Origin of the sequence: Streptomyces sp. NPDC126503, assembly GCF_040302405.1 — a bacterium.
Lineage (GTDB): Bacteria > Actinomycetota > Actinomycetes > Streptomycetales > Streptomycetaceae > Streptomyces > Streptomyces gulbargensis.
Genome location: NZ_JBEORS010000016.1, coordinates 58193 through 71249, shown reverse-complemented (window position 1 = coordinate 71249; position 13057 = coordinate 58193). Strand labels below are relative to the sequence as shown.

Annotated in this window: 13 protein-coding genes; all 13 read right to left on the bottom strand. The window is 71.5% G+C overall.

Features of this window, described 5'->3' with window-relative positions:
- Window positions 1-65 precede the first annotated feature (65 nt).
- Window positions 66-428 (bottom strand): hypothetical protein, encoded by a 363-nt coding sequence (locus ABTY40_RS21165; protein WP_352060958.1) that lies wholly within the window; start codon window positions 426-428, stop codon window positions 66-68.
- On the bottom strand, window positions 425-868 hold the full coding sequence (locus tag ABTY40_RS21160) for a hypothetical protein (RefSeq protein WP_352060957.1): 444 nt from the start codon (window positions 866-868) through the stop codon (window positions 425-427). The genes ABTY40_RS21165 and ABTY40_RS21160 overlap by 4 nt, the downstream gene beginning before the upstream one ends.
- On the bottom strand, window positions 869-1219 hold the full coding sequence (locus ABTY40_RS21155; RefSeq protein ID WP_352060956.1) for a hypothetical protein: 351 nt from the start codon (window positions 1217-1219) through the stop codon (window positions 869-871). It lies immediately after the preceding gene.
- 17 nt (window positions 1220-1236) lie between these two features.
- Window positions 1237-2163, bottom strand: a complete 927-nt coding sequence (locus tag ABTY40_RS21150; protein WP_352060955.1) for an N-acetylmuramoyl-L-alanine amidase — start codon at window positions 2161-2163, stop codon at window positions 1237-1239.
- A gap of 68 nt (window positions 2164-2231) precedes the next feature.
- Complete coding sequence (locus ABTY40_RS21145; RefSeq protein WP_352060954.1) at window positions 2232-4082, bottom strand: glycerophosphodiester phosphodiesterase; 1851 nt, start codon at window positions 4080-4082, stop codon at window positions 2232-2234.
- An 11-nt stretch (window positions 4083-4093) separates the two neighbouring features.
- Window positions 4094-4660, bottom strand: coding sequence for a hypothetical protein (locus ABTY40_RS21140; protein WP_352060953.1), 567 nt, complete (start codon window positions 4658-4660; stop codon window positions 4094-4096).
- An 8-nt stretch (window positions 4661-4668) separates the two neighbouring features.
- Window positions 4669-4893, bottom strand: coding sequence for a hypothetical protein (locus ABTY40_RS21135; RefSeq protein ID WP_352060952.1), 225 nt, complete (start codon window positions 4891-4893; stop codon window positions 4669-4671).
- On the bottom strand, window positions 4893-5987 hold the full coding sequence (locus tag ABTY40_RS21130) for a DUF5047 domain-containing protein (protein ID WP_352060951.1): 1095 nt from the start codon (window positions 5985-5987) through the stop codon (window positions 4893-4895). Before ABTY40_RS21130 ends, ABTY40_RS21135 begins: the two co-directional genes overlap by 1 nt.
- A gap of 7 nt (window positions 5988-5994) precedes the next feature.
- A complete protein-coding gene (locus tag ABTY40_RS21125) occupies window positions 5995-6855 on the bottom strand; it encodes a hypothetical protein (RefSeq protein ID WP_352060950.1) in 861 nt (286 codons plus the stop codon).
- A 1-nt stretch (window position 6856) separates the two neighbouring features.
- Window positions 6857-11554 (bottom strand): hypothetical protein, encoded by a 4698-nt coding sequence (locus ABTY40_RS21120; protein WP_352060949.1) that lies wholly within the window; start codon window positions 11552-11554, stop codon window positions 6857-6859.
- A gap of 22 nt (window positions 11555-11576) precedes the next feature.
- Window positions 11577-11927, bottom strand: coding sequence for a hypothetical protein (locus tag ABTY40_RS21115; protein WP_352060948.1), 351 nt, complete (start codon window positions 11925-11927; stop codon window positions 11577-11579).
- A 56-nt stretch (window positions 11928-11983) separates the two neighbouring features.
- Window positions 11984-12313, bottom strand: coding sequence for a hypothetical protein (locus tag ABTY40_RS21110; RefSeq protein ID WP_352060947.1), 330 nt, complete (start codon window positions 12311-12313; stop codon window positions 11984-11986).
- Window positions 12314-12423: 110 nt separating this feature from the next.
- Window positions 12424-13011 carry a phage tail tube protein gene (locus ABTY40_RS21105; protein WP_352060946.1) on the bottom strand — a complete coding sequence of 196 codons (588 nt, stop codon included), beginning with the start codon at window positions 13009-13011 and terminating at the stop codon, window positions 12424-12426.
- Window positions 13012-13057 lie beyond the last annotated feature (46 nt).

Genomic DNA, 13057 nt, shown 5'->3' with positions numbered 1-13057 from the left:
TCGATACCAAGGCGGACATGACGAAACCGCCCCTCCCACGCCGCAGCGCAGGAGGGGCGTCCGGTTCACACGCCGGTCCGGTTGTACTCCTTCACCAGCTCGTGCGGCTCCGGCGGGCTGTCCACCGGATCGCGCGCCCACCGGTACAGATCATCGACCGTCGAGGAGAACGCCCTCACCAGGGACTCCAGCCGGAAGACGCGGCCCCTCAGCTGGCCGTTCTCCTCGTCCACCCTCCTCACGGTCGCCTCCAGAACGGCAAGGTTCGCCGCCTGTTGCGCCGGCGCCGCGTTCGCCCGGGCCGCCGCCTCCGTCGCCGCCGCCGTGGCGCGCGCTGCCTTCAGCGTGGCGCGGGCCACGAACCAGCCGCCGCCGCCCAGGAGGCTCCCCGCCGCGGTCACGATGGCGACCCACTCACCTACGGTCATGCGCCCTCGCTCCTCCGGGCCCGGCGCGGCACTGGGGGGACCGAGTACTCGGGCACCGTGCTGGCCCACATGATGACCCCGACGTGCGAGGTCAGATACCAGATGGCGACCCACAGGCCGCGTGAGTAGTCGCCGGTGATGACGCCGGTCAGGTAGGCGACGGCCCACACCGTGGGGGGTATGAGCGCCGCGTAGAAGCCGTACCGGTCACGGCCGATGCGGAGGAACGCCGACACCAGGGTGGCCAGGCCGCAGATGATCCACAGCCACGCCCAGTGCCGCAGTCCGCACATGCTCGTGAGGAGCTGGAGGCCGTCACCGGCTGGGGGGTCGAAGAGAAAGCTGGCGCCCCAGCACGTCTTCCCCATCCCGAGGATCAGCAGGAACACCCCGCGCCGGCCCAGGTGGCGCCGGATCCGTCGCAGTAATACCGTCCTCACCTACGCCCCAGACAGCGGGCGGTTGGTCGGGGTCGGGCTGACCTGGCCGCGGGTGACGAGGGCGAGGACGGCGAGGACGACGGCGTTGAGACCGCCGACCGTCTCCGGTGCCACGTCGAAGCCGTAGGCGGCGAGCAGCGCGACGCCCGCGGCGACGAGGCCGGTGAACGCCGACGGCGCGATCGGTCGGGTCATGGCGGCCGTCACGGCTGCGAGGGTGGCGGATATGACGGCGACGATCGCGCCCGCCTGCTCGCCGGTCAGGCCCACGTTGAAGGTGACCAGCAGCGACAGGCCGGCGGAGAGCGTGGAGACGATGAGAGCGGGCTCGCGCCCGAAGATGGACTTCATGGTGGGGTCCGTTCTGGTCAGGAGGTAGCAGGGCCGGTGACGTTGACGTCGACCCGGACGACGGCCTCGGCGATGGCCTTCTCGACGGCGTCCACGACGGCGTCCGTGTCGACGTCGCGGCCGATCTGGGCGGCGAGCGCCTTGATGGCGGCGGTCTGGCCGGTGACCTGCGCGTGGAGGCTGTTGAGGATGGCCCAGGCGTCGGACTTGCCCTTGCCGCGGTACTGCCAGCCCATGTAGGGCAGCAGGGCGTCATGGAGTTCGGCGAGCTGGCGGGCCTGCGTGGGGGTCATGTCGTCCTCCTCGGGGACGGGCTTCGGGGTGGTGGGGTTTGTGCCGAGCCGAGCGGCGACCTTGTCGCGCATCCACGGCATGCCGAACCCCCTGGGGTCGGACTTGTCGTCGGACCACTCCAGATGGCCGATGACCGAGCGGTGCGTCCAGCCGTGGGCCCGGCATACGGCCGCGGAGGCCCGCGCGATCGCGTCGAGCTGCTCCGGGGGCCACGGGTCCTTGCCGTCGCCGAGGTTCTCGCACTCGAAGCCGTAGAAGGCCCGGTTGCCGTCGGCGCCGTCGGCGTTGCCCACGTTCGGGGCGGGCGGTCGCGTCTCGTACGACTCGTCCTTGACGGCCTGGAGCACGTCCGGGTCGCCGCCGCCGGCGTGGTTGGTGCGGCCGTAGCCGACGAGGTGGATGGTGCCGTCCTTGGCGATGACGCCGTGGCACAGCGGGCCTGGGAGTCCGGCGTATCCGTCGCGGCAGATTCGGACCGTCGCGGTGGTGCCCTTGGTGACGGTGTGGTGGATCTGCAGACCGTGCACGGGGCCCCAGGGCCGGCTGGAGGAGGTGCGGGTGTGGGTGCGCCAGCCGGGGTGCTCGACGACTCGGCAGCCCTCGGCCCGGAGCGCGGCGAGGAACTGGTCCGGGGATAGTGGTGTGGCCAACGGGGGCCTCCAGAGATGACGGTGCCCCGGGCTGTGGCGGCTCCGGGGCGGGGTGGGTGGGGCGAAGGTCAGCTGATGGCGATGTTCGCCCAGCGGGACTTCGTGTCGCGGACGGCGCAGTGCGGGTACATGCCGCCGCGGTACGTCGAGTCCGTGACCGTCAGCGCGTTCGGCGCCGCGATGTTGGTGCGGGTCACGATGATCTGCGTGGCGGTGACCTGCACGCGCAGGTGCTGGGTGGTGCCGGGGGTGATCGCGGCGGTAGCGGCGGTGCCGATGTTCGACGCCACGCCGTTGGTCACCTTAAACAGGTCCAGGGTCCCGTTCGTACGGACCAGCAGGCTGTACCCGTTGGGGTTCGCCGCGCCGCCGCCCTGGTCGTCGTACGCCCTGTCCCCGACCATGAGCAGGATCTGCGCGCTCGCGGTGGCGTAGTCGGAGACGTCGATGACGAAGTCGGTGTCCAGCGTGAACGTGGTCGGGAGCGGGCCGAGGTAGCCCTGCATGACCGAGGCGTAGCCCAGGTTGGTGGCGATCTCCGGGATGACGGTGCCGGAGGCGTCCAGGCCCCACCACGACGGCGACCCGGGCGTGAAAAACCCCCTGTAGTCGGCGAGGTCAGGCACCGTCTGCATGCCGTGCAGGAACGTCCCCGCCGAGAAATTGTCGCTCGCGCGAATGGCCGAGGTGCCGCGCACGTACCACGGGTCATCGCTGACGACCGCCCACACCGACCCGTCGGTGGGCAGCGCGGCGTAGTGCGCGCGCCGGTTGACGGTGTAGACGACGACGCGGAGCCCGGCGGCGGCAGCGGCCTGGATCGTGGCGGTGCTGGCCTGGGAGTGGTCGACACCGAGGTAGCCGGTGCCGGCGGCCAGCAGCCCGGCGTAGGTTTGCCCGGACAGGACCCCATCGGCGTCCAGGAGCAGCGTGGGGATCCCGGCCGCGCGGGCGGCGGCGAGCTCGGTCTCGGTCCAGGCCATGATGCAGACGGACTGCTCCAGCTCCTGGCGCAGGATCTCGGCGACCGCTGCCGCGCCGGAGCCGGAGTTGTTGCAGTGGACGATGATCGGGATCGTGTTACCGAGGTCGGCGAGGACGTCGGAGAACAGCGGGATGCGCAGGTCCGAGGGCCAGGTGTTCGCGAACCAGGTGCCGGCGTCGATCCGGCCCCGGAGCGCGGCTGGGATGGTCAGGTTCGCCGTGCTCCCGCTGAGGTTCGAGGTGCGGTCGACGGTGGTGTCGTGCATGACCATCAGACCGCCGTCGACCGTCTTGTACACGTCGATCTCGATTGCGTCCACGCCGAGCGCCACCGCCGTGCGCATCGACTCGCGGGTGTTCTCCGGGGCGAGGAGCGCGGCGCCGCGGTGTCCGATCCAGCGGGGTGCGGTCTGCGACTCCAGCGCCGCCCACGGCGACACGGTGCCCGCCGACGACCGGCCCCAGAACACGGCCTGCCCCGCGCCTCGGATCAGGGTGTCCCCGGCCTGCCCGCCGGGCGGGTAGGGCACGTACGAGTCGGACAGGTCAGGCAGCTGGTCCTGCGGCACGTGGCCGGCGCCGTCCAGGGTGGCGGTGCCGCCGGGCTCCCCGCGGGTGGAGGCGAGGATGCCGTAGGTCTCGACCTGGGTGCGTGCGATGCGGTCGGTCTCGGTGGGGTGGATCGCCCAGCGGATGCCGCCGCCGGTGTCCCACCACAGGGTGGCGGTCACCTCGTCGGGGCCCTGGAACGCGATGCGTCCGCGGGTGTCGGTGACGACGTTTCCGCCGGTGGGGGTGCCGTCGAGGTTGAGGATGTCGGTGACCTGGCTGCCGCCGGCCCGGGCGGTCCACACGGTGCCGGAGCGGCCGGCCTGGACGTCGCCGTCGGTGTCGGTGACCACGGCTCCGCCGTCGGAGCCGTACTGGTAGCGCATGCAGGGTCTCCTTAGGCGAGGGGGATGCGGACGCCGTTGAGGCTGATCCAGCCCGTGTTGCGGCCGACGTAGGTCAACTGCCGGTTGGTGGCGACGTAGAGGCGGCCGGTGACGATGTCGCTGAGCCACTGGGTGGCGATGGGGTAATCCCCGCCGATCGGGGTCCCGAAAGAGCTGGGGATCGTGCCGACCACGGAGTTGCCGGTGATGTCGGTGCTGGGCGTCGACCGCTGCACACCACCCCGCAGGACGATGAAGTTCCCGCCGTCCAGAGCGGCCTGAGGCGTGGTGCCGAAGGTGGTGTAGGCGCTCTCCAGCGTGAGGTCGGTCCATGACAGGGCGGACCACAGGGTGCGCCAGGCCGTGGCGGTGCGGATGGTGACCGCTCCGGGGTTGTCGAGCCAGGCGACCATGCCCGGGGTGGGCGCGGGAATCTCGGCGTTCCGGGCGGCTGCGTCGGCGAACCGCATGGTGACCCGGGTGCTGGCCCAGACAGCGAGTGCCTGCAGGTCCGCGGGGACGTTGTCGGAGTCGGGGCCCGCCGGGAAGGGCGCGCCGCCGATCGGGGTGGTGGGCACAAGGCCTCCTAGCTGGTGGTGAAGCGGCCTTGAACGACGTAGCCGCCGCGGACGGGGATCACGAACACGACATCGCCGACAGCTCGGTCGGCGTATGCCTCGATGCATGCGGCGGGGACGGCCGCTCCGTTGATGAGGATGTCGACGGTCCCATCGGCGTTGACCGTGGCGACTTCGGCGCTGCCCGCGGTGGGGTTGGAGGCGAGCGGCAGGATGGCGTCGATCAGGGACATCAGGTGCTCCCGTCGTCGGGCCTCGTGGAGCGGGTGTCGCAGGACATGGCGCCGCTCGATGAGAGGCTGATCTTGTCGATGATGTGCAGGGACGGGGCTTGGCCTTGGGGGGCGAGGAGGACGACGTCGCCGGGCTCCAGCGCCGGGTTCGGCACGGCCGTGAACGCCAAACCCTCGGTGAGGCCGAGGGAGTTGGAGAGGAGGGATCGGGCGGCGGCGTCAGCCTGGCCGGTGGTGCGCAGCAAGGGGCTGGAGTAGTGCCGCACCCGGCGGCCGAACGGGCCGGTGGCCCGGGTCGGCGAGGTGGCGACGAGGTCCTGCACGATGACCGGGCCCACCGGCCGGGCACCGTTGGAGGCGTCCCCGACCGCGACGACCGTGTTGTAGACGCCGGCCGTGGAGGTGGAGGTGCGGGCGGTGACGAGCACCCCGCGGGTACCGGAGTCGACCGTCCACACCGGCGGATCGGACAGGGTCGGCACGGGCCCGATGACGAAACGGCCCCTGCCGTCCGCCCACACCTCCACGCCGAGCGCGCGGGCGATCGAGGCGTCGTCGCCGTCGATGGCGGACCAGCGGTCCTTCTCCCAGGTGGTGCGGCTGATGGGTGCGTCGCGGGTGGTGCGGCGTACGACGACGGCGCCCGGCACGGATTCGAGGAGCAGCTGCTCGATCAGGTCCAGCCCGCTGCTGTTCGCTTCGGTGCGGGGGCGCAGGAACGCGTCGTCGGCGACGACCTTCTCCCGGCCGTAGCCCTGTAGGGCGATCCCGCCGCCGGGTCGCTCGGCGTCCTCGGCGTCCAGCCTGAAGAAGCCCTGGGGGATGAGTTCGGCTGTGCCGTCGAGGTAGTCGAGGCCGACGTCGAGCTGGAGGTAGCCGCCCTGCACGGTCACTCCGGTCAGCCCGCGCGGTGTCTCCGGGGCCAGGGTGACCGCGCAGGTGCGGCGTACCTGGGCGGTCCGGTCGGCGGTGACCGACCAGGACAGCAGGCGGGCGGGGAACGGGTCGCCCTGCGGCGGATGGATCGTCGCGCGGGCGGCCGGCCGGGCAGCGCCGCGCAGGGCGGCGTCCCAGCGGGCGGAGACAGGCCACACCCTGTGCTCACCCCCCGGTGGTCACGTCGTAGTAGCTCTGGCCGGTCGATGTCCGGTCCGCGTACGTCGGCCACAGTGCGGCCGAGTCGTCGTAGGAGCGGCCCGGAACTCTCAGCCGGGCATCGACCGTCGCCGGGCGGTCGACTCCGGTGACCGTGACCTCCCAGGTGCGGTGAGGGTCGTAGGCGGGCCCCGGCATGGACTCGGTGATTTTCCCCGGGACCCAGTAGGCGTCCGGGCGGCCGTACTCGCCCCGGGTCTGCGCCAGGAGCGTCGTCCCGGACTGCAGGAGCGCCAGGAGCTGCTCGCGCTCGGCCAGGGTCGCCGTCTCGAGCGTGACGGTGGACGTGGCCAGCGACCAGGAGTCCACCCGCATCACCGGCGACGCAGCGGACAGGACATCGAACCGTTCCTGGCGCTCGGCGTACTCCATCGTCGGCCATGCCAGGACTACCACCCGCATGGACAGTGCCGGGTCGACCAGGCTCTTGAGCCACACGTCGCGCGGGGCGGCCGGCTCCGGCGGGGTGACCGCCGCCCCGTCCGACCGCGCGCCGACCGTGCCGTCCCAGCCGACCGGGTAGGCGTACCAGGACGACGACACCCCCAGCGGGGCCTCGTGGTCGTAGGCGACCGCCATGCCGCCCGGCGCCCAGGCGAGGTCACCGCCGCGGACCGGGACCTCCACGGCGTCGGCCCCGGCCCGGACGAACCGCACGCGGGCGACGTCCGGGTCGGAGGCGTAGTCGGCGATCAGGTAGACCCCGGCCCAGGTGTCGTCCCGCCGGACGGTGAGGATCCCGTCCGGCGAGACCGACTCCACCGGCGGGTCCGGCGGGATGTCGCCCGAGGTGATGATGATCGGCACGTCACGTTCTCCTTCCGGCCGCCGCCTGCATGACGAGGGCCTGGTCGTGCTGGGCGACGACCGTTCCGGCCTCGCTCTGGACGTAGGCGCGCAAGGTCGGGCCGTCCTGGACGACGAGGGTGAGCGCGTCCCCGGGCCGCAGGCCGCCGCTGTCCTGCCCGGCCATCCGGGTAAGGGCGTTGGCCTGCGACGTGGTGAACACCGGCTCGGGGGCGCCGGTGCCGTTGTAGGCCAGGTTGAAGCCGGGCTGGAGGTAGCCGCCGCTGTCGTACGACGCGGCCGGCATGAAGCCGTACACGTCGGTGAACAGCGGGTCCATGTAGCTGCGGGCGCGCGGGCCGACGACGACTCCGTCACCGCCGCGCGATTCGACGTTGACACCGCCGATGGTGCCCGCGGTGTGGCCGACGCCCGCGTTGGTGATGCCGATCATGAACGGTGACTTGCCGTTCAGGACCCATCCGGGCGGGGCGGTCTTGCCGCTGAACGCGCCGGTCGCCCACCGGCGGTGGGGGTTCTCGCCGCGGATGACGGACTCGATCGCCGACATGAACCCGGAGCAGTCCCAGCTGGGGTTGCCGTTGCCGCCCCACTGGTAGGGCAGCCCGTTCTGCGTCCGCGCCCAGTTCAGGGCCTTCTGCACACGGGGGCCGCCCACGCCGCCCGCGCCCCGCTTGTCCGCCTCCTTCGAGTAGCCGAAGATCGAATCGATCATCTTCGCCGGTACCCGGCGCAGCATCCGCCCCAGGTTGGTGTCGGCGCCCGGGAACTGGGAGAGCAGCGGGTCGACGACACCGTTGAGGCCGGCGCGCGCCGACTGTTCCATGGTGTCGGCCAGCCAGCTGGCGCCCTCCTTGATGCCGTTCCATACGACGCTGCCCGCGCCGGCGACCTTGTCGCCGATCCACCCGAAGATGCCGCCGTCGGCGTACTTCAGGGTGCGGTCGGTCTGCATGGGGGCGCTGCCGCCGAGCGCGGGGGCCAGGGCCTGCTTCACCCCTGCGAGACCGCGGGTGCGGGCGACCTGGTTCATCGTGTTGACGAACCCGGCGCCGACCGCGCGGGTGAACTCGGGCCGCATGATGGCCTCGCCGCCGGACAGCTCCAGACCGCCGCCGGTCGGGGAGACGAACTGGTGGACGTCCCGGCCCGGGGTGTAGCCGGGCAGGACACCACCGGTGGCCCAGCCCTCGGTCTTCATCGGCTTGATCTCCGGGGCACCGAACGCCTGCGCGATCTTGTTCCAGGTGGGAACGATGCCCGCGTTGTAGATCTTGTCGATGATGAACCGGACGGGCTTCTTCGCGATGTCCTGGACCTTGGTCCAGGCCTTCTCGATGAAGTTTTTCGCGTCATCGAAGGACTGGCCGACCTTGTCGACGCCCTTCTTCACGCTGTCGAACGCCGGCTTCAGGGCCTTGTCCCACAGCCAGGCACCCTTGTCACCGATCCAGGTGAAGACGGGGGAGGCGTACTTGTCCCACAGCTCCTTCACCTTGGCGCCGACCAGACCCGCGCCGACCTTGATGAAGTCCCACGCCGGTTTGATCTTGTCGTTCCACAGCCACGAGGCCTTGTCGCCGATCCACTGGAAGACGGGCCGGACGTAGGTGTTCCACAGCTCCGAGATCTTCGCCCCGACCATCCCGGCCCCGACCTTGATGAAGTCCCAGGCGGGCTTGATCTTCTTCTCCCAGAGCCACGCCGCCTTGTCGCCGATCCACTGGAACACCGGCTGGAAGATCGTCGTCCACAGCCAGGTACCGATCACGCCGAGCGCCTTGAACGCGATGACCAGCGGCGCGATCAGCAGCGTCAGCACAGCGGTGGCGAGGATCCTCGCCGCGAGGCTGATCCCGTCGAACGCCGGCTTCAGGATGGTCTGCCACAGCCACACCGCGGCCGTGCCGATGGCCTGGAGTGCGGCTACGATCCCGTCGAAGGCGGGCTTGAGGATGCTGTTCCAGATGAACCCGATGGTCTGCTGGATCCCCTCCCATGCGCCCTGGACGATGTTCCGGAACGTCTCGCTGTTCTGGTAGGCGTAGATCAGCGCGACGACCAGCGCCATGACCGCGGTCACGATCAGCCCGATCGGGTTCGCGCGCAGCGCCGCGTTCAGCGCCGCCGTGTTCCCGGTCAGGATCGCGGTGGCGACAGCGGCTGCCGTGACCGCGAACTTCCAGATGCCCAGCGCGATCGCCGCCAGCTTCGCGCCGATCGCGATCGACGCGAACGCCACACCAGCGACGGTGAGAACCTCGACCGGGATCGCCGAGATCCCGGTCGACAACGCGTTGATGAATGACGCCGCCGTACCCGCCAGCGGCGCGAGCGCCATCCCCAGGTCGAACAGGGCCCGGAACAGGTTGCCGAGGAGCTGGGCCACCAGCGGCCCCTGCTGGGCGCTGTAGGCGAGGAACCGCTCGAAGGCCGGCGAACCCTTGAGGGAGGTGCCCCAGGTGGCGAACCGCTCCGTGATGGTCTGCATCCTGGTGGAGATGCCGTCCATGTGCGGGAAGAAGGCCTGGATGACGCCGGCCATGCCCTTGAAGACGTTGCCGAACGCGATCCCCAGGCCCTCTATCGCCGGGCGCACCGAGCCGGTGAAGTCGGCCTTGAACTCGCGCCACCACGGCGACTTGAACCCGCGCGACGCCCGGTCCTGCAGGGTGCCGATCGCCGCCGCCGCGGCCTTCACGATCGGAGTCAGGCCCGGAAGGGCGTTCTTCACCCCCTCCAGCGCCCGGGTGAACAGCGGCATCACGGCGGGCTGCAGCGCCTGCGACCAGGACGTGAACGCGCTCCTCAGCGAGACGAACGCGTCATAGGTCGCCCGTGCCGACGGCGACAGCTTCGCCAGCTCCTTCTCGAACTTGGTCTGTGCGATCGCGGCCTGGTCGATGGTTCCGACCGCGGCCGACGCCGCCGACTGCTGCGCGGAGGCGATCTGCCGCTGCGCCGAGGCGATCGAGTCCGCCGCCGACTGCTGCACCGCCACCAGACTCTCCTGCGCGCGGGCCACGGCCCGGGCCCCGTCCTCCTGGACCCGGGTGACGTTGCGCTGCGCCTCGGCGACCTTCTCCTGAGCCTCGGCGATGTCCTGCTGCGACGTCACCTGCTGGCGCGCCGCCTCCGTCCGCGCCTTCTGCAGGGCCTCCTGCTGCTCGACGATGCCGCGGTCCGCCTCCCGGACCCGCTCCTGCGCCTGCCGGACCGTGTCCGAACCCTCGACACCGGCCTTGTCCGCGGCCGCCTTCTCCTCCGCGAGGCCCTTCGTCTCGGCCTGCTGCTGCCGCAGCCGCTCCACGGCCTGGTCGTAGGCGAGCTGAGCACGCTCCTGCTCCAGCAGCGTCGCCTTGGAGCCCTTCTTCTGCACCTCGTACAGCCGTACCCGGGCCTCCTGCACGGCCAGAGCCGCGTCCCGCTCGGCCAGTTGCGCTTCCGTGAGGCGGTCCCCGAGCTCCGCGAGCTCCGCTGCCGCGTCCTTGCGGGCCTGCGTGAGATCCTGCTGCGCCTGCCGGGCGGTGCGCTGAGCGTCCGCGAGAGACTCCTCGGCCCGCTCCACTGCCTCCGCAGCGGCCTGCTGCCGGTCCGCCGCCTGCTGCACGGCGTCCGCCAAGTCCTGCTTCGCGGTCTTGACCTGCCGCGCGGCCCGCTCGTTCGCCTCGGCGGCCTCCCTGGCCGCGTCCTCGACCGCCTGCTCGGCCTGCGCGATCTGCCGGGCCGCGTTGCGGTGCGCCGAGGCGAGCGCCTGCTGCGCGCCGGCCAGCTGCAGCGCCGACGACGCCCCGCGCGACGAGGCCTGCCCGCCGCGTAGCGCCGACGTCGTCGCCGCGTCCTGCGCCGCCTTCTGTGCCTTCAGCGCGTTGGCGATGCCCATGATGCCCGGCGCCGCTACCAGACCGACCGCGCCGACGCCCACCGCCGCCGCCGCACCCGCGGCCGCGATCGCGCCCAGCCCGGCGGCCACCAGCGGCAGCACCGGTAGGATCGCCGGCCCGAACGCGGCGGCGGCCGTCACCAGCATCCCGAACGAGCGAACCGAGGCGTCCGCCCGCACGGTGACCTCGCGGCCGTCGACCGCGTCGATCTGCGCGCGCAGCGCCGCCAGCTCGGCGACCGCCGCCGCCGTGTTCGCGCGGACCGCGACATCGGGGCTGGACGCGCCGAGGCGCTGCAGGTCCCGCTCCACGGTCTCGATCTGCTGCCGGGCCGCCGCCGCATCGACGTCGATCCCGACCCGCTGCGTCGACAGCCGCTCCAGCTGGGACCTAAGCGCCCGGATGTCGGAGTCGGCCTCGGAGGTGTCCGCGCCGATCACGATGTCCGGCAGGCTCCGCACCGCCGCCTCGACCCGGGTACGGAACGAGGCCCCGAACGCGCCGCCCGCATCGTTGCCCTGCTGGGCAGCGGCCGGGCGCGCGGCACGGCCCCCCTGGTTCACACCGTTGCGGACAGAGTCCCGCATGGCGGAGGTGAGCTGGGAGGCGATCTGCTGTCCGATCTGCCGGCCGATCTGGACGCCGACGCTGCCCACCTGCCGCTGCATGGCCGGCCCGAAGGACCGGCCGGCGGCGTCCCCCGCGCTCTCACCCGCACGGGTCGCGGCCGGGACGAGTGCGGAACGCAGCTGGGTGTAGATGCCGCGGGTGTTCGGGATGACATCGACCTCGACGGAGCCGACCTGGATCGCCATGGAAGGACCCCCTCCCCGCGCGTCAGGCCGCGCCTCCGTTGATGAGCTGGAACAGCCGCTCGGCCGCCTGCTCCGACATGGGTTCGCGCTGCTTGCGCGTGGTCACTCCGGGACGGGGCAGCGGCTCCGGGCGCCGCGGGCGGCGGCCCTTGCCGTCGGAGTTGGTGACGGCGAGGATGTACTGGATCTCCTGCAGCGCGTCGGTGATCCCGGCCAGGAGCTGCTCGGCCAACGACCATCGGCCTTCCTCGGGCCGGCCGTTCTTCCTCTGCCGCTCGTACTCCTCGGGTGACAGTGCGTTGCGCAGGGCCGTCATGGTCGACGACTCCGGCGGCAGGTGCTGGATCAGGACCCGCAGCTGCCGCCAGGTCATCGACCCGCGGTGCAGGTCGAGGAGATCACGCTGGTAGTAGCGCCACAGATCGGCCTCTACCGCTTCCGCGTGCTCCTCGAGGACGCCGGCCGTCCACTGGACTTTCCCACCGACTCGCCGCTGCTCGCGCTGACGTCCTCGATGAAGGTGTTGAGGTCGTCGTTGGTCGGGTCGAGCTCCAGGTAGAGCTCGTAGGAGGCGGGGCTCAGGACGGCTTCGAGGAAGGCGTCCATGTCGCCGATGCGGAGCTTGCGCATGGCGGACTGCCGCCATGCGCCAGCCGGGACGACCTCCACGTCCGTCTCGCCGAGGGCGACGGTGATGTAGTGGCCGGACGCCTCGATCTCCTGGGCGTCGGCGGGGGTGACTTCGGTGCGTGCGGTCATGGCGCGGGCCTCCTCGAAACTGCGCGGCGCGGGCACAAGATGGGGTGTGGGGTGAAGGACGGGCGGGCCGGGCCCGCGCCAACGGTGAAGTGGCCCACCCGTCCGGCTCATCAGGACAGCGGATCCGCAGGCGTGACCGGGATCTTGTCGGCGTGGTAGACGGTGTTGCCGGACGCGTCCGGGTAGGTGGTGATCGTCCACTCGAACCCGGACATCGAGTCCTGCTTGTACTCGACGTCACCGCGCTCGGAGATCTCGCCGTCGGGGACGTAGAAGCCGCGGTAGTTCTCGCCGTCGATGACGAGGAACCAGAACGCCCTCCTGTCCGGGACCGGGCTGGCGGTCTCGGCGAAGCGGGTGATGCCCTGCCCGTCCGGGGTGAAGTCGGCCTCGTCGATGCGGTACTGCAGGCTCATGACCGACTTGCGGGAGGTCTCCCACACGGTCAGGCCGAACGTCCTCACCGACTGAGTGATCTGGGTGCGGAACGGGCTGGTGAGGCCCCACGGGGTGAACTGCTGGGACTCCTCGTCCCAGCCGTTGGTCAGACCGTCCTCGGAGATCGCGCCCAGCGCGGCCCACGGGGATGCCGGCTGGACGAGGGGGGAGGTGGGTGCCGCCGTGCCGACCGGCGCGACCCAGGCGCCGCCGTTGGCGCCGACCATGGTGAGGTCCGCGGCGCGGGTGATGTTGACCATGGAGTTTCTCCTGACATGGAAGTGGCCCGCGCTCGGGCGGGTGGAA